The sequence below is a fragment of the Cognatishimia coralii genome (assembly GCF_037478305.1).
Classification (GTDB): domain Bacteria; phylum Pseudomonadota; class Alphaproteobacteria; order Rhodobacterales; family Rhodobacteraceae; genus Cognatishimia; species Cognatishimia coralii.
In genome coordinates this window covers 1-15,742 of record NZ_JBBGAZ010000002.1, presented here as the reverse complement: position 1 = coordinate 15,742, position 15,742 = coordinate 1, and the positions used below count along the sequence as shown (strand labels likewise).

The following is a 15,742-nucleotide window of genomic DNA, read 5'->3' as shown; positions in this document are numbered from 1 at the left end:
TATCTCAAATACCCCTATGCGACATCTTTCACACACTTTTTACTATACTTTAGAATATTAAAACTGAACCATTGATAGACTCAGGCAAAAAAGCCAAACAGCGTCATACCCACCGGCAAACGCGGTTGGGGATCTAAATTTCAATCCGAGGGAAAAACTATGAAAAAAGTTCTCTTTGCTTCCACCGCGCTGGTCCTGACCGCTGGTGTTGCAGCTGCGGAAGTTACCATCTCTGGTTCCGCAAACATGGGTCTGTACTACTCTGAAGCCGCAGGCAACACGATCGTCAAAAACGAAATCGATTTCGACGTTAAAGGCTCTGGCGAGACCGACGGCGGCATCTCTTTCGGTGCTTCCGTTGATCTGGACGCAGATTCCAATAACTCCGCTCACGTCACTGGCGGTGGTGCTTCTGATCCAGAAGTATTCATCTCCTACGAGGGTCTGACTCTGACTGTTGGCAACATTGGCGAAGCAAACGACGTAGGCGGCATCGCAGACGTAGGATTCGACGGTCTGGGTGTTGACGACATCGTTGACGTACTGCGTGAAACCGGTTCCGACGACGTTCGCTTCGACTACTCCTTCGGTGACATCGCTGTTGCAGTATCCGCAGACTCCTCTAACGACGAGTACGCGATCTCCCTGTCCGGTTCCGTTGACGCGTTCTCCGTATCCGTTGGCTACGCAGACCGTACATTCGACAACACTGCGACTGTCACTCTAGGCTACTCTGCAGGCGCATTCTCTGTGAACGCAACTTACGCAGATTCCTTCTACGACACCGATCCAACCGCAGCAGTCGCCAACGCTTCCGCAGACGGCTGGGGCATCGACGCATCCTACACCACCGGCGATCTGACTGTAACTGCAGCTTACGCAGAGCGTGACACTGCTGGTACTAAAGCAGACGCATACGGCATCGGTGTTGCATACGACCTGGGCGGCGCAACTCTGGCTGGCGGCTTCGGCGAAGTTAGCGGCGACCAGCGCGCAGATCTGGGTATCTCCTTCAAGTTCTAATTCTTAGAACAAGAAGACCCAATTTTAGGGCGGCTCACTCGAGCCGCCCTTTTCTTTTGTCGCAAATTGGTGTTCGGTGCAGCGAAACTTGCCAAGGGGCCCACATGTCACTCGTTGAAATTCAAGAGCGCATTGCGAAAGCTGAAGCTGAGGCGGGGCGTGCGCCGGGGAGCACTGAGCTAATCGCCGTGTCCAAAGTTCAGCCGAATGAGCGTGTTCAAGCGGTTCTGGAGCAAGGACACCGGGTTTTCGGCGAAAACAAGGTGCAGGAAGCCGCGGGAAAATGGCCCGCATTCCGAGAAACCTTTGCGGGAACTTCCGTTCATCTGCTGGGCCCGCTTCAAACAAACAAGGCGCGGCAAGCGGTGGGGTTGTTTGAAGTGATTCATTCACTTGATCGCCCAAAACTCGCGAACACTCTGGCCCGTTTGGCGCAGGAATTGGGTGCATGCCCTGACCTGTTCGTTCAGGTGAATACTGGGGAGGAGCCTCAGAAAGCAGGCATTTTGCCGAAGGAAGCCGATGGGTTTGTCAAAGACTGCCGCGACTTGGATCTACCTATAAAAGGCTTGATGTGTATTCCACCTGTCGACGAAGAGCCTAGCCTGCATTTCGCACTTCTCGCCAAGATTGCTGAGCGCAATGGTTTAAAAGGCCTGTCGATGGGCATGAGCGGCGATTTTGAAAAGGCCGTGAGCTTTGGGGCGACCCATGTGCGGGTGGGTTCTGCGATATTTGGGGCTCGGGATTACGGCTAGGCGTCTGACGCCAAACTTTGCGAGATCTCCAGTAAAGCACCCTGCGGTACTCTCTCTGCGATCCATTTAAGGTGATCACGTCGCAGCGCAATGCAGCCTTCTGTCGGAAACCGCGGTCTACGCCATTGGTGCAGGAAGATCGCGGATCCGTGCCCTGGGCGCGAATTTGGATGGTTGTAATCTGTAATAAAAACAATGTCGTAGAGAGGGTCTGCGCGACGCATTACCTCGTGGCTAAACGCATAGGGTTTGCGAACCAGTTGGTTGTAGGCAGGGTCGTCAGACGCATCTGACCATAAATCCTGCGGGCCAATTTTCGCGGCCCAGGGCTGAGGTTGGGCCAGACGATCAGCGCGATACATCATGCCGACAATGCGATGCCTCCCCGCGGGCGTGGCCCCGTCTTCCTCACGTTTTTGAACTCGAATGCCGCCCTTACCAATCGCGCAGGGAAACCGCCGGCCTAAGAACCAGAGCCCCTGAGGCATCAGGCGCATGTCGCTCACAAGAGATGCCCGGACTTCGCGGCCTTGGTCGCGAGATAGGCGGAATTGAAGCGATTCTCACCGACCTTGAGCTCGACGCGTTCGGTCACTTTGATGCCTTCGTTTTCCATCATCGCGATCTTGCGTGGGTTGTTCGTCAAGAGTTTCACGGATGAAAAACCCATCTTTTTCAATATGCTAGCGCCAATGCGGAAGTCCCGTTCGTCGTCTTCAAACCCAAGACGGTGGTTGGCTTCAACCGTGTCAAAGCCTTGGTCCTGCAGGCTGTAAGCGCGCATTTTATTGGCCAAGCCGATGCCGCGGCCTTCTTGGTTGAGGTACAAGAGCACACCTTCGCCAACGCGTCCCATTTGCATCAAAGCCGCGTTCAACTGAGGGCCACAGTCGCATTTCAGCGATCCCAGAACGTCGCCAGTGAAACAGGCTGAGTGCAGCCGTGCCAAGACTGGTTTGTCGCGGGAGGGTTTGCCGATCTCAATCGCATAGTGTTCTTCACCACCGTCATCCGGGCGGTAGATGTGCAACCGTCCCGATTCTGCAGCGCGCATGGGAAGGCCTGCGTGAATCACGGAATCCATCTGATGCGCCGCTGCCATATTGGCCGCTGCGAGGGACGCGGGAACGATTGTCAGGCCATGTTCAAGCGCGAAGTTCCCTGCGTCACGCAGAGACAACACCACAACGGCAGGCAAAAGCTGAGCTGACTTAGCCAAGGAAATGGCAGTTTGATGCAGCGCGACATTGCCATCCCGCTCGACCGCCAGAGGGCCTTTCATGGGCATCATCAAGTCATCCGAGGGATCTGCCACACAATGCACCCATCGCGTGGTTGCGTCTGCGGGCATGCGGATACGGGCGATGTCTTTGTCATAGACCCGTGCTTTCAGTGTTTCGGCACGCCGTGCTGTAATGACCAAAACAAGGTCTGGCGCCAATCCGCGAAAATCCGTCAGACGCTCTTCAGACATGGTTTCGGCCGAGGCCACCAAGAGCGCCTGGCCCTCTCCGGTCATGATTACAGGCACGCCCATGCGCAGGTCAGAACGGGCGCGGGCGATGAGTTCAAGGATGTTTGGCGCGAAACTCATTGAAATACTTTCGGTAGTTTAGGGCCGCAGATGTACTGTTCTTTTGACGTATTGTGAAACAATTCCCGCGCGATTTACACGTCCACGTGAAGTTTTTGCAGCATACCTTGAGAAAATTGTCTTCCGGTCTCAAGTCTTTGGAAACCGAATGAGGAGGACCCGATGGCTCAGCTCAAGAAAATTCTACTGGTAGACGATGACGAGGACCTGCGTGAGGCCCTGTCGGAACAATTGGTGATGACCGAGGACTTCGATGTCTTTGAAGCTGGCAATGGCTCTGAGGCCATGGGGCGAATCAAAGAGGGTCTTTTTGATCTGATTATTCTTGATGTGGGTTTGCCTGATACGGATGGCCGCGAATTGTGTCGCCTGATGCGCAAGCAAGGCGTCAAAAGCCCGATCCTGATGTTGACCGGTCACGATACCGATGCAGATACGATTTTGGGTCTGGATGCGGGGGCGAACGACTATGTGAGCAAACCGTTTAAATTCCCAGTGCTGCTGGCGCGGATCCGCGCGCAACTGCGGCAACACGAGCAGAGCGAAGACGCCGTGTTCACGCTTGGGCCATATACGTTCAAGCCTGCGATGAAGATTTTGGTGACCGAAGAGGATCGCAAGATCCGTTTGACTGAGAAAGAAACCAACATTCTGAAGTTCCTCTATCGCAGCACCGACGGCGTGGTCGCCCGTGATATCCTATTGCATGAAGTCTGGGGATATAACGCTGGTGTCACCACCCACACGTTGGAAACACACATCTATCGGTTGCGTCAAAAGATCGAGCCGGATCCGTCAAATGCGCGGCTTCTGGTGACCGAATCCGGGGGGTATCGACTGGTTGCATAGGGCGGGAACGCCGCATTTGCGAAAATTTAAGCATCCATAAGCATGCTCGAATTGACAGTTTTCGCACTCTTGTGACACAGTAAATACAACCTTTTGGTGATACCGCGCATATCCGGGTTAAGATATGCACCTCCCTGTTGGACTAGGTCCGGATTTGATCCGGACCTTTTTTTGTGCCCTGAAACTGTCAGCAGGGGTGTGATTTCGCGTGGCCACTTAGGGCTCTGCTGGCTAGAGTGCGATCAACACAAACCGTGAGATTTGCCTATGTCCTTTACCCTTGCCTCCTGGAACATCAACTCTGTGCGCCTTCGGGAACCGATTGTCCTGAAGCTCTTGGAAGAAGAGGCGCCGGATGTTCTGTGTTTGCAGGAATGCAAAAGCCCGGTTGAGAAGATTCCGACCGAAGGCTTCGCGGCGCTTGGCTATACCCATATGGTTGCACGAGGGCAGAAGGGCTATAACGGCGTGGCGATCCTGTCGAAAATCCCGATGGTGGACGCAGGCGACAAGGATTTCGCAAATCTGGGCCACGCGCGCCATGTGGCGGGTAAGCTTGAGAATGGCGTGACCGTTCAGAATTTCTATGTTCCCGCGGGCGGAGACGAGCCGAACCGCGAGAAAAACGAGAAGTTTGGGCAGAAGCTCGACTATCTGACCGACATGCGGGACTGGTTTCACGCGGAAAAGCCTGAGAAATCCATCCTTGTTGGCGACTTGAATATCGCGCCGCGTGAGGATGACGTTTGGGATCACAAGAAGCTGTTGAAGGTGGTTAGCCATACCCCGATTGAGGTCGAGCATCTGGCGGAAACGCAAGACGCGGGCGGTTGGGTTGATATCACGCGTCAGGATATCCCGGAGGGGCGGCTATATAGCTGGTGGAGCTACCGTGCCAAGGATTGGGATGCGGCCGATAAGGGGCGGCGTTTGGATCACGTTTGGGCCACGCCGGATATTTCCAATGCGGGCCATTCCAGCCGTGTCTTGCGGGATGCGCGCGGATGGGAGAAGCCGAGTGATCACGCGCCGGTTTTTGCGACATTTGATATCTGATTAGGGGGCTCTGCCCCCACCCCGATTTCGGGGCTCCCCCGGGATATTTTGGGCAAGAGAAAAAGGGACTGTATCCCTTGGCATGCATGCGCAAAATCGCCATATAGGCCGTAACTTATGATTATGGAGCCAGACAATGCTCGAGCTTGGACAAGGTAGCGACGCCCCGGCAGGGGATCTGATCAAAGACGTCTCTGAGGCGACGTTTATGCAGGACGTGGTCGAGGCCTCGATGCAGGCTCCGGTGATTGTGGACTTCTGGGCGCCTTGGTGTGGGCCGTGCAAGACGTTGGGACCAGCGCTTGAGGCGGCAGTGACCAAAGCCAAGGGCGCGGTCACCATGGCGAAGGTCAATGTGGACGAGAACCAGATGATCGCGGGTCAGATGCGGGTGCAGTCTATCCCGACGGTCTATGCGTTCTATCAAGGTCAGCCGATTGATGGGTTTCAGGGGGCCGTGCCACCGTCTGAGATCGACGCTTTTGTGGCTCGGGTTGTTGAGCAATCTGGTGGGTCTGCAGATGGTGGGCTGGGTGACGCCTTGGCAGCCGCTGAGGAGATGCTCGAGGCTGGTGAGGCGACGGACGCAGCGCAGACCTTTGCGGCGATTTTGGGCGAGGATCCCAATAATGCGGCGGCCTTTGGCGGCCTGGCGCGGTCGCATTTGGCGTTGGGCGAAGTGGATCAGGCCGAAGCCGTGCTGAATGGCGCACCGGCCGAGATCGCGGATGCTCAGGAGATCGAAGCGGTTTTTGCGCAGATTGAACTGGCACGGCAGGCTGAAAATGCGGGACCAGTAGCTGAGTTGATGGCGTTGGTTGAGGCCGAGCCAGAGAACTATCAGGCGCGTTTGGATCTGGCGCAGGCGCAGCATGCAGCAGGTGATGCAGAGGCTGCCGTGAACACGCTGTTGGACCTCTTCCGTTTGGATCGTGAGTGGAATGATGGCGCGGCGAAAACGCAGCTATTCACGATTTTTGATGCGCTTCAGCCCAATGATCCGGTGGTTCTGAATGGGCGCCGCAAGCTGAGCTCTATGATATTTGCCTAATCTGGAAACCGCGCTAAACTTTTGAGCATGTTCAAAGCTGCGGACCTTCCCGAAATCGTACCGATCTTTCCCTTGCCGGGCGCGTTGCTCTTGCCGCGCGCGCGGCTGCCGTTGCACATCTTTGAGCCGCGGTATCTGGCAATGTTGGACGATGCGCTGAAAACGCGCGAACGGATGATTGCGATGATCCAGCCTGCGGTGCATGGGCATGGCGGCGAGGACGCATTGCATCAGATTGGCTGCGCCGGCCGGATCACCCAGTTTTCCGAAACCGAAGACGGGCGCTATATGATCACTCTGACGGGGATTTCGCGGTTTCGGGTGGAACAAGAGTTGTCCGGCTTTCAGCCGTATCGGCGTTGTCAGGTGCGCTGGGAAGATTTTGCGCGCGACCTTGGCAGCTCAGAGAAAGATCCGGCCTTTGAGCGCCCGGGGTTCTTGCAGTTGTTGAAGCGGTTCTTTGACAGTCGGGAATTGTCGACCGATTGGGAAACGCTCGAAGAAGCCGATGATGAGCTTCTGATCAATTCCCTGTCGATGATGCTTGATTTCCAGCCAGAGGATAAGCAGGCTCTGCTGGAGGCGCCGTCTCTGGGGACGCGACGGGAAACGCTTGTGACGCTCATGGAATTTGCGCTACGAGGCGGCACGCAAGAGGATTTGATTCAATGAGCGACACGCCGTCTTTTGACCCGCATATGCTAGAGGCTTTGATCTGCCCGCGCACGCAAAGCACCTTGGAATATGATGCCGAGGCGCAGGAATTGGTGTCGCGCAAAGCGGGTCTGGCCTTTCCGATCCGCAATGGCATTCCGATTATGTTGGTCGGCGAAGCGCGCGAGTTGGACGATTAACGCATCAGACGTGGCAGGTCTCCGGTGAGGCCTGCAGCTTCGCGAATGAAAGTGCGACGTAGGCCGGGGATTGCGTTCACGACCCCCATTCCGATATCACGACCCATGCGCAGCAATGGATTGTCGTTTGAAAACAGCTTGTTCGTGAGGTCGGTCGCGGCCACAAGGGTCGATGTGTCGAACCGTCGCCACTGTTGATAACGCTCCAAAACGTCAATCGCCGCAAAGTCCTCGCCTCGGGACTTGGCGTCGCTTAGGACCTCGACCAAAGCCGCGACATCGCGCAGACCTGCGTTGAGGCCCTGACCTGCGATGGGGTGTAACCCGTGGGCCGCGTCTCCGACCAAGGCCACGCGGGGGGCGACGAAATCATTGGCCACACTCAAGCCCAGCGGATAGGTGAACCGCGCGCCCGCAAGGGAAATTTCTCCGAGGAAATCGCCAAAACGAGGCCGCAGGACCGCGAGGTAATCCTCGTCGCTGAGCGCATGGATGGCGGCTGCGTTTTCAGCGGTTTCCGACCAGACGATCGAGCTGCGGTTGCCAGGCAAAGGCAGGATCGCCAGAGGGCCGGGCGGCATAAAGAATTGATGTGCGACGCCGTTGTGGGGCAGTTCGTGCTGGATCGCGCAGACCAGAGCTGTTTGGCCATAGGCCCATCCGGTGCGTTTTATGCCCGCGCGCATGGCAACACTACTTTGTTTGCCATCACATCCAACAAGCAATTTCGCCGAAAGTGTTTTGCCAGAGGCCAATGTGACCTGAACGCCGACTGCCGTAGTCTCTTGATCAAAGACCGAATCTTCGTTGATCTGAGTGATCCCGTCTGCCTTCGCCAAAGCCGTCTGAAAGGCGCGATAGAGGAAGCGGTCTTCGCACATAAAGCCCATAGGGCCTTCTTCGATTTCATTGTGATCAAAATGCAGAAAGAATGGCGAGGGGCCTTCGCCTGCGCGCCCGTCGCTGACTTTGATATCAAGCATGGGCTGTGTATCCGCCGCGACGCTGTCCCAAACACCGATGGCATTCAGCAGGCGTTTTGAGGCCAAAGCCAGCGCATAGCCACGCCCGTCGAAATTATCCGAAGCACGCGCCGTTTGGGGCCGTGCATCCACGATGGCCACAGAAAACCCAGCTTGGGCAAGGCCGAGGGCGAGGGCAGGGCCGTTTAGGCCTCCACCAGCGATGAGGATATCGAAATCATGCGTCATTGCTTCTCAATATGCGTCTCACTTCGGGATTGTCCATGCGCCTTTGGGCCGCTACCGTTCAGAAAATTTCCGAGGGGATGGGCATGTTTGAGTGGCTCAAGATGAGTGCTGCGCAGTTGGGGCGTGAAATTGGCGACGGGGCGATTGATCCGGTGGCGCTGGCGCAGGCGTTTTTGGGGGCGATTGACAGCAGTGACCACAAGGATCGGATCTATGCGCGCGTGACCTATGATCGCGCGATGGCCGAGGCCGAAGCAGCTGCGGAGCGGGCGCGGGCAGGGGAACGGCTGTCGCCGCTGGATGGGGTGCCTGTCAGTTGGAAAGATCTGTTTGATACCGAGGGCGTTGCGACCGAGTCCGGATCGGCTTTGTTGAAAGATCGCGTGCCGACCGTGGACGCCAAGGTGTTGCAGACGGCGACGTCTCTGGGCCTTGTGTGTCTGGGCAAGACGCATATGTCCGAGCTGGCGTTTTCGGGACTTGGGTACAATCCCATCACCGCGACTCCGCCTTGTATCAATAACAAAAACGCCGTGCCCGGGGGGTCGTCGTCAGGTGCGGCGGCTTCTGTGGCCTTTGACCTCGCGCCTATGGCGATTGGGTCTGACACCGGAGGGTCGGTGCGGATTCCGTCGGCTTGGAATGATCTGGTGGGGCTCAAGACGACTTGGGGGCGGTTGGATGACACTGGCACTGTGCCGCTGTGCAAAAAATTCGACACGATCGGTCCTCTTTGCCGCACGGTCGAAGACGCAGCTCTGGCTTTGGCCATGCTTGAAGGTGGCGTTCCGGCGGACCTGCGCAATGCCAGCCTGAAAGGGCGGCGGTTTGCGATCATCGACACGGTTGGCATGGAGGACTTGCGCGATGGCCCGGCGCGCGGGTTTGAATATGCCGTAGATGTCCTGCGGGATGCAGGGGCGAGCGTGGTGCATATCGAAGTGCCTGAACTCGAACGCGCTATGGCGTTGTCGGGCGTCTTGTTTACCACAGAGGCGTATGGGCTTTGGCGGGACGCAATCGAGGCCAATCCGGATGCTATGTTCGCGGAAATTCGCGACCGGTTCCGTGCCGGTGGGCAGTTTTCGGGCGCTGATTATGTGAGCGCATGGGATGAGTTGAACGCCATCCGCGAGGTCTGGCACAGTCGCACGGCCGGATTTGATGCGGTGATCTGTCCGACGTCTCCGATCCTGCCACCCGAGGTGCATCGGCTTGAGACCGACAAAGATTACTACGTGCAGGAAAACCTGATGGCGCTGCGAAATACGCGGATTGGAAACCTTATGGGGCTCTGTGGAGTGACATTGCCGACAGGCGTTCCAAGCTGCGGGATCATGTTCCTTGGAGCTCCGTTTGAGGAAGAGCGTTTGCTGAGGGTGACCGCCGCCGCAGAACAGGCACTTACCGCGGCAAAATAATCAGCGCGGTCTCAAGGCCGACAGGCCGCCGCGCCAAAGCTGACCCACCCCCATGGGGCAGCTTTTAGGCCTCTGTTTCGCAAGGCAGCCTGCACAGATGCCCTTTGCACCGAAAAATGGACAAAGCCACGTCCCAGCCGCTCCCTCGCGGGTCAGCTTTGGCGCGGTTGGCGCGCATGCCACAACCGTTTGGAGTCGCGTTGTTTTTCTGGACCTGAGAGGCAAAATTCGGTAGATTGACTGCAACGGGGCGAAAATGATCCCGAAAACGAGGCAGTTTGAATATGTTTCCCGAGCGGTTTTCGAACCTTCCGGCTTATGCGTTCCCGCGTCTGCGCGCCCTATTGGATTCCCATGAACCTGGGGGTCCCATTGTCCATATGACAATCGGCGAACCCAAACACGCCTTCCCTGATTGGATCAAAGACGTGCTGGCCGAGAACATGGCTGGCTTCAACAAATACCCGCCCAATGACGGCTCGCCCGAGCTTTTGACCTCGATTGCCGATTGGATTGATCGTCGGTTTTCCGTGAAGGTTGATCCGAACAGTCAAATCATGGTGCTGAACGGCACGCGTGAAGGGTTGTACAACGCGGCGATGGCGCTGTGTCCTGAAACCAAGAATGGCGCGAAGCCCGTCATTCTGACGCCGAACCCGTTTTATCAGGTCTATATGATCGCAGGGATCTCTGTTGGTGCGGATATCGAATTTGTGCCAGCGCCTGCTGAAAACGGGTTTCTGCCGGATTATGCGAGCCTGCCCGCCGAGGTGCTCGACCGCACAGCGATTGCTTACATTTGTTCGCCCTCCAACCCGCAGGGTGCGGTCGCGAGCGAAGCCTATCTGAGCGATCTGATCGCTCTGGCCGAAAAGCATGATTTCCAGATCTTTGCGGATGAATGCTATTCCGAGATTTATCGCGACACGCCACCTAAAGGCGCGCTTGAGGTCGCCAAAGACATGGGCGCAGACCCCGAACGGGTTCTGATTTTCCACTCGCTGTCCAAACGCAGCAACCTGCCGGGTCTGCGGTCGGGCTTTGTGGCCGGTGGCCCCGAGAGCATCAAACGTATCAAACAACTGCGCGCCTATTCGGGTGCGCCTCTGCCCCTGCCGTTGCAGCGCGTCGCAGAGAAGGTCTGGGCAGACGAAGCCCATGTCGAAGAAAACCGCCGTCTGTACGCGGAGAAATTCGACATCGCAGATCAAATTTTCCAGGGGCTGCCAGGCTATCTAAGCCCTCAGGCAGGATTTTTCCTCTGGTTGCCCGTCGAAGACGGCGAAGCCGCGGCCCTAAAGCTGTGGAAAGAGACCGGCATCCGCGTGCTTCCGGGCGCGTATCTGAGCCGGGACGTGAACGGGGAGAACCCCGGCAAAACCTATATAAGGGTCGCTTTGGTGGCCCCAATAAAAGACGTCGAAGCCGCGCTGAGAACGCTGCGGGACTGTCTTTATAAAGAAGATTGAGGGTAAAGATGGCGTATCAGGCACGAGGTCGGGATCCACTGTTTGACAGCGATATGCAGGCGGCGATTGAACGGCGCGGCAAAGAGCTGATCGGGATCGCTCTGGTTGTTGTTGGGCTTTTGGCGGCGGGGATGATCGGGTCCTACACGCCGGATGACCCCAACTGGATGAGCGCGACGGACGCGCCGGTTCAGAACCTCTTGGGCCGTTTTGGCGCATCGCTGGCGGCACCTCTCTTTATGATCATTGGCGGCGGCAGCTGGGGGATTGCGCTGATCGCAATAGCCTGGGGCATGCGCTTTGCCTTTCATATCGGTGAAGATCAGGCACTCAGCCGTGTGATTTTCGCACCCATCGCGATTGCTGTGGCCTCTGTTTATGCGGCGACTCTCGTGCCGGGCGCGGGGTGGACCCATGCCTTTGGACTGGGAGGCCTCTTTGGCGATACCATTCTGGGTGCCGTTCTGAATTTCCTACCGATGAGCGCTGCGATTGGTCTGAAACTCATGTCCGTGATCTTTGGCATTGCAGCCCTGTTCCTCTTGTTGTTCGTCATGGGCGTGACGGGTCCTGAACTGCGCTGGGGCACGAAGTTCCTGATCGTTGGCGTCATTATGAGCTATGCGACATTGATGACCGCCTTGGGTCGTGGCGCGCATGGTGCGGTCGCGGCGGCGCACGCGGTGCAGGCGCGCCGTCAGGATCGACGCGAAGCACATGCGGCTGCGATGCAGCAGAACGGATGGGCTGAGGCCGTCGGTGATGAGGTCGTCTATGAAGACGAAGAGCCTTATATCGAAGAAGAACGTCCGAGCCTATTGGCGCGCGTGCCTGGCCTTGTGAAACGGCCCGAACCAATGCCTGAGGAGATGCCAGAACCTGAGCTCGTCGAGGCCACTCCGGTGGCACATGTCGAGGCCCTGCCGGGTGAAGATCGCATCAAAGAAAAGATCGCGGATGTGGTGAAATCCCGCCTGCGCAATCGCCAGCCGGTCTATGCGCAGGATCTGGATATGGCCCGTCAGGCCGCAGCGCCTGCGCCACAGCAAGAGCAAGTCGTTATGACGCCAGCGGCTGAGGCTGGCTTCCGTGCAGAGCCTCCGCTGACTGCGAAAGCGATGGTTCCGCCAGAGCCAACGTTGGACATCCCAATGGCACCGGTTGAAGAGGAGCCGCTGGTTGAAGAGATCGAACCCGCCGTGCCGCATATCCCTGTGCAACGTACAGCGCCGCAGGTTCCGGTTAGCGAACCAAAGAAGGTCGTGCAACACACCCGCAAGGCTACGAAACCTTCGGCGCGTGCCAAGGCCGAAGCCCAGCCGCAACTGGCGTTTGAAGACAACGCGCAGGCCTACGAGCTGCCGCCTTTGTCCCTGTTGACCAGCCCTGACACAATCGAGCGTCACCACCTCAGCGACGAAGCGCTCGAGGAAAACGCGCGTATGCTGGAAACCGTTCTGGACGACTATGGCGTCAAGGGTGAGATCGTCTCGGTGCGTCCGGGTCCGGTTGTGACCATGTATGAACTCGAACCCGCGCCGGGTTTGAAAGCGAGCCGTGTGATCGGGTTGGCCGATGACATCGCGCGTTCTATGGCTGCCTTGTCAGCGCGTGTGTCTACCGTGCCAGGACGATCTGTGATCGGGATCGAACTGCCAAACGACAAACGCGAGATGGTGGCGTTCCGCGAGATCCTATCCAGCCGCGAGTATGAAGCAGGCAATCGCAAGCTGCCTCTGGCCTTGGGTAAGGACATCGGCGGCGATCCGGTTGTGGCCAACCTCGCTAAGATGCCTCACCTGCTGATCGCGGGTACGACCGGCTCTGGTAAGTCTGTGGCGATCAACACGATGATCCTGTCGCTGCTTTACAAGCTGACACCGGAAGAATGCCGGATGATCATGATCGATCCAAAGATGCTGGAACTCTCGGTTTATGACGGCATCCCGCATCTTCTGTCCCCCGTTGTGACCGACCCGAAAAAGGCGGTTGTGGCGCTGAAGTGGACCGTGGGCGAGATGGAAGATCGCTATCGCAAGATGTCCAAGATGGGCGTGCGCAATATCGACGGCTATAACAGCCGGGTCGAGGATGCCTTGAAACGCGGCGAGATGTTCGAGCGCACGGTTCAGACGGGCTTTGACGATGAGACCGGCGAGCCGATCTTTGAAACCGAGTCGATCCAGCCGGTGAAGATGCCTTATATCGTGGTTGTCGTGGACGAGATGGCCGACCTGATGATGGTCGCGGGCAAAGAGATCGAAGCCTGCATTCAGCGTCTGGCACAGATGGCGCGAGCCTCGGGTATTCACATCATCATGGCGACCCAGCGTCCGTCGGTGGACGTGATTACGGGGACGATCAAAGCCAACTTCCCGACGCGGATTTCCTTCCAGGTCACGTCGAAAGTCGACAGCCGCACGATCCTGGGCGAGATGGGCGCCGAGCAACTTTTGGGCATGGGCGACATGCTCTACATGGCGGGTGGTGCAAAGATCACCCGTTGCCATGGTCCGTTCGTCAGCGACGAAGAGGTCGAAGAGATTGTGAACCACCTCAAGTCCTTCGGTGAGCCGGAATATGTCGGGGGCGTGGTCGATGGGCCTGCGGAAGAGAAAGCTGACAATATCGATGCGGTGCTAGGCCTTGGTGGCAACACCAACGGTGAAGACGCGCTTTACGATCAGGCGGTGGCCATTGTGATCAAGGATCGCAAATGCTCGACGTCTTATATCCAGCGCAAACTGGCGATCGGCTACAACAAGGCCGCGCGACTGGTCGAGCAGATGGAAGACGAAGGCGTGGTGTCCTCGGCCAACCATGTGGGCAAGCGCGAGATCCTCGTGCCGGAACAGCATTAAGACGGCGGTTTCCTGCCGCAGTCACAGAAACCTGAAAAGGCGCGGGGTGTTCCTCGCGCCTTTCTTGCATAGGTTAGAGATATGAAACGACGCAGCCTACTTATCGCAGCCTCGCTCCTCGCGGCGCTTCCGCTTGCAACTCTCGCTCAAGACGGCGAGCAACGTGAGCTCTCGCTAGAGGAACTCTCGGCCTATCTGAATGATCTGGGATCGGTGGAAACCAGTTTTACGCAGGTGAACTGGGATAACTCGATTTCGACTGGGCTTTTGTGGCTGAAACGACCTGGCCGTATTCGGCTGGAGTATGATGAACCGGACGCAGGCCTGATGATGGCCTTTGGTGGCAGTCTTGCGATCTTTGACAAAAAGTCCAACCAGCCGCCAGAACGTTATCCGGTGCGGCGCACACCACTGTGGCTGTTGCTGGAACGCAATGTGGATCTGACGGATCAGAAAATGGTCGTCGGCCATGGGTTTGATGGCAACCACACTTACGTGGAGGCCATGGATCCAAAGCGTCCGGAACATGGCTCGATCCAGCTGCGGTTTACCTCAAACCCCACGACCCTCAAGGGATGGGTGACATTTGACGCGCATGGTGGGAACACGATGGTCGCGCTTGATGATTTCAACGAGGACGTTGAAATCGACAATCAGATGTTCAACATCTCGAAAATGATCGACGAGCTGGTGCCTGAGGAAAATCGTTAAGCGCGGCGATAGCGACGGCAGGTGGCCAGCTGACGCTCGTACATATTTGCGCGCGAGGCGACTTCTCCGGCGATGCGTACCAGCCAGTCTTTGTTGCGCCAGGTGCCGCGTTTATAGCCTGTGCGGCCCTCGTGGTAGGCGAGGTACTGGTTGCGCGCGTCATTCAGTGGAATACCAAGGCCAGATTTGGACTTGCTCATGTACCAGCCCATGAAATCCGTGGCGTCGCCGATATCATCCCGTTTCGCGCCCCAGCGACCTGCAGAGCGGCGGTATTCATCCCAAGTGCCATCGACGGCCTGCGCATAGCCGTAAGCGGAACTCGCGCGGCCCATCGGCAAAACACCCAGCACATAGCGATACGGCGTGCGGGCGCGGGATTTGAACTTGCTCTCTTGGTAGATCGTCGCCATCTGCACATGCGCGGGCACGCCCCAGCGGCGCTCTGCATTGCGGAAAGCACGCGCATAATGCGGCCGCTCGTTAATGATGGAACAGGCATTATCCAAATTACGCGGTGCCGTATTGTCACCACGACTGCCGCAAGAGGCGACAACCATCAAAATGATCAGTGCGCGAAAGAATCTGCTCATCGGCCCCTCGCTATGTGTTTTTTGTTTGGAACTAATCTACCAAACCTGTCCCTCATATGGAAACAAAATTGGCGAAAACCCGCGTAACAAAGTGTTGAATTGCAACACATCTGCCCGATTTCCCCCGAGTTCCGCCGGTCTGAAAAGAGACAGTGTGTTTCCGCCTAAAGCGTCCGACCTTTAATTTGAGACATATCCGGCAGCCGTAAAGTAGTTCCAGCACTCTTGTGGCGAGTAGAGATCGCAAATCTCGGACAGAGCATTGAACATGTCAGTGAAGTTGCGCGCACC

15 protein-coding genes are annotated in these 15,742 nt (G+C 57.0%); 11 read left to right on the top strand and 4 right to left on the bottom strand.

The features are described 5' to 3' along the window. Window positions 1-159 precede the first annotated feature (159 nt). Together WG622_RS05700 and WG622_RS05695 are read left to right on the top strand one after the other, a co-directional pair. The gene (locus WG622_RS05700; protein WP_339402710.1) at window positions 160-1,023 is read left to right on the top strand and encodes a porin; all 864 of its coding nucleotides are present in this window, start codon (window positions 160-162) and stop codon (window positions 1,021-1,023) included. A 104-nt stretch (window positions 1,024-1,127) separates the two neighbouring features. Beyond that, the gene (locus WG622_RS05695) at window positions 1,128-1,781 is read left to right on the top strand and encodes a YggS family pyridoxal phosphate-dependent enzyme (RefSeq protein ID WP_339402709.1); all 654 of its coding nucleotides are present in this window, start codon (window positions 1,128-1,130) and stop codon (window positions 1,779-1,781) included. Here the strand turns inward: WG622_RS05695 and WG622_RS05690 are convergent. Together WG622_RS05690 and ribA are read right to left on the bottom strand one after the other, a co-directional pair. Beyond that, a complete protein-coding gene (locus tag WG622_RS05690) occupies window positions 1,778-2,278 on the bottom strand; it encodes a L,D-transpeptidase family protein (RefSeq protein ID WP_339403001.1) in 501 nt (166 codons plus the stop codon). The two genes, WG622_RS05695 and WG622_RS05690, sit on opposite strands and share 4 nt — an antisense overlap. Before the next feature lie 5 nt (window positions 2,279-2,283). Next, complete coding sequence (gene ribA / locus WG622_RS05685) at window positions 2,284-3,375, bottom strand: GTP cyclohydrolase II (protein ID WP_339402708.1); 1,092 nt, start codon at window positions 3,373-3,375, stop codon at window positions 2,284-2,286. A gap of 162 nt (window positions 3,376-3,537) precedes the next feature. On the opposite strand from ribA, the gene WG622_RS05680 reads away from it, so the two are divergent. The 5 genes from WG622_RS05680 (at window position 3,538) to WG622_RS05660 (ending at window position 7,185) form a co-directional block, all read left to right on the top strand. Further along, the gene (locus WG622_RS05680) at window positions 3,538-4,224 is read left to right on the top strand and encodes a response regulator transcription factor (RefSeq protein WP_339402707.1); all 687 of its coding nucleotides are present in this window, start codon (window positions 3,538-3,540) and stop codon (window positions 4,222-4,224) included. 267 nt (window positions 4,225-4,491) lie between these two features. Beyond that, window positions 4,492-5,280 (top strand): exodeoxyribonuclease III, encoded by a 789-nt coding sequence (locus WG622_RS05675; RefSeq protein WP_339402706.1) that lies wholly within the window; start codon window positions 4,492-4,494, stop codon window positions 5,278-5,280. Between the two features lie 136 nt (window positions 5,281-5,416). Then, the gene (locus tag WG622_RS05670; protein ID WP_339402705.1) at window positions 5,417-6,331 is read left to right on the top strand and encodes a tetratricopeptide repeat protein; all 915 of its coding nucleotides are present in this window, start codon (window positions 5,417-5,419) and stop codon (window positions 6,329-6,331) included. A 27-nt stretch (window positions 6,332-6,358) separates the two neighbouring features. Continuing rightward, on the top strand, window positions 6,359-7,003 hold the full coding sequence (locus WG622_RS05665) for an LON peptidase substrate-binding domain-containing protein (RefSeq protein WP_209358008.1): 645 nt from the start codon (window positions 6,359-6,361) through the stop codon (window positions 7,001-7,003). Next, a complete protein-coding gene (locus WG622_RS05660) occupies window positions 7,000-7,185 on the top strand; it encodes a Trm112 family protein (RefSeq protein WP_209358009.1) in 186 nt (61 codons plus the stop codon). Before WG622_RS05665 ends, WG622_RS05660 begins: the two co-directional genes overlap by 4 nt. Here the strand turns inward: WG622_RS05660 and WG622_RS05655 are convergent. Next, entirely contained in the window at window positions 7,182-8,396 is a 1,215-nt protein-coding gene (locus tag WG622_RS05655; RefSeq protein ID WP_209358010.1) for an FAD-dependent monooxygenase, read from the bottom strand. The genes WG622_RS05660 and WG622_RS05655 overlap by 4 nt on opposite strands. Before the next feature lie 83 nt (window positions 8,397-8,479). Between WG622_RS05655 and WG622_RS05650 the strand changes: the two genes are divergently transcribed. The 4 genes from WG622_RS05650 (at window position 8,480) to WG622_RS05635 (ending at window position 14,858) form a co-directional block, all read left to right on the top strand. Continuing rightward, entirely contained in the window at window positions 8,480-9,817 is a 1,338-nt protein-coding gene (locus WG622_RS05650; protein WP_339402703.1) for an amidase, read from the top strand. Between the two features lie 284 nt (window positions 9,818-10,101). Continuing rightward, window positions 10,102-11,286: an aminotransferase class I/II-fold pyridoxal phosphate-dependent enzyme gene (locus tag WG622_RS05645; RefSeq protein WP_339403000.1), complete on the top strand. Its 1,185-nt coding sequence runs from the start codon at window positions 10,102-10,104 to the stop codon at window positions 11,284-11,286. 8 nt (window positions 11,287-11,294) lie between these two features. Next, on the top strand, window positions 11,295-14,147 hold the full coding sequence (locus tag WG622_RS05640; RefSeq protein ID WP_339402702.1) for a DNA translocase FtsK: 2,853 nt from the start codon (window positions 11,295-11,297) through the stop codon (window positions 14,145-14,147). Window positions 14,148-14,228: 81 nt separating this feature from the next. Next, complete coding sequence (locus tag WG622_RS05635) at window positions 14,229-14,858, top strand: LolA family protein (RefSeq protein ID WP_339402701.1); 630 nt, start codon at window positions 14,229-14,231, stop codon at window positions 14,856-14,858. On the opposite strand, the gene WG622_RS05630 is transcribed toward WG622_RS05635, so the two are convergent. Then, window positions 14,855-15,451, bottom strand: coding sequence for a transglycosylase SLT domain-containing protein (locus WG622_RS05630; RefSeq protein WP_209358014.1), 597 nt, complete (start codon window positions 15,449-15,451; stop codon window positions 14,855-14,857). The genes WG622_RS05635 and WG622_RS05630 overlap by 4 nt on opposite strands. Window positions 15,452-15,742 lie beyond the last annotated feature (291 nt).

What these genes read in the sequence shown, in the direction of transcription:
- WG622_RS05635 (WP_339402701.1), top strand. Translation starts at nt 14,229, where the DNA reads ATGAAACGACGCAGCCTACTTATCGCAGCCTCGCTCCTCGCGGCGCTT.
- WG622_RS05660 (WP_209358009.1), top strand. Translation starts at nt 7,000, where the DNA reads ATGAGCGACACGCCGTCTTTTGACCCGCATATGCTAGAGGCTTTGATC.
- WG622_RS05630 (WP_209358014.1), bottom strand. Translation starts at nt 15,451, where the DNA reads ATGAGCAGATTCTTTCGCGCACTGATCATTTTGATGGTTGTCGCCTCT.
- WG622_RS05645 (WP_339403000.1), top strand. Translation starts at nt 10,102, where the DNA reads ATGTTTCCCGAGCGGTTTTCGAACCTTCCGGCTTATGCGTTCCCGCGT.
- WG622_RS05700 (WP_339402710.1), top strand. Translation starts at nt 160, where the DNA reads ATGAAAAAAGTTCTCTTTGCTTCCACCGCGCTGGTCCTGACCGCTGGT.
- WG622_RS05640 (WP_339402702.1), top strand. Translation starts at nt 11,295, where the DNA reads ATGGCGTATCAGGCACGAGGTCGGGATCCACTGTTTGACAGCGATATG.
- WG622_RS05675 (WP_339402706.1), top strand. Translation starts at nt 4,492, where the DNA reads ATGTCCTTTACCCTTGCCTCCTGGAACATCAACTCTGTGCGCCTTCGG.
- WG622_RS05695 (WP_339402709.1), top strand. Translation starts at nt 1,128, where the DNA reads ATGTCACTCGTTGAAATTCAAGAGCGCATTGCGAAAGCTGAAGCTGAG.
- WG622_RS05650 (WP_339402703.1), top strand. Translation starts at nt 8,480, where the DNA reads ATGTTTGAGTGGCTCAAGATGAGTGCTGCGCAGTTGGGGCGTGAAATT.
- WG622_RS05670 (WP_339402705.1), top strand. Translation starts at nt 5,417, where the DNA reads ATGCTCGAGCTTGGACAAGGTAGCGACGCCCCGGCAGGGGATCTGATC.
- WG622_RS05655 (WP_209358010.1), bottom strand. Translation starts at nt 8,396, where the DNA reads ATGACGCATGATTTCGATATCCTCATCGCTGGTGGAGGCCTAAACGGC.
- ribA (WP_339402708.1), bottom strand. Translation starts at nt 3,375, where the DNA reads ATGAGTTTCGCGCCAAACATCCTTGAACTCATCGCCCGCGCCCGTTCT.
- WG622_RS05690 (WP_339403001.1), bottom strand. Translation starts at nt 2,278, where the DNA reads ATGCGCCTGATGCCTCAGGGGCTCTGGTTCTTAGGCCGGCGGTTTCCC.
- WG622_RS05680 (WP_339402707.1), top strand. Translation starts at nt 3,538, where the DNA reads ATGGCTCAGCTCAAGAAAATTCTACTGGTAGACGATGACGAGGACCTG.
- WG622_RS05665 (WP_209358008.1), top strand. Translation starts at nt 6,359, where the DNA reads ATGTTCAAAGCTGCGGACCTTCCCGAAATCGTACCGATCTTTCCCTTG.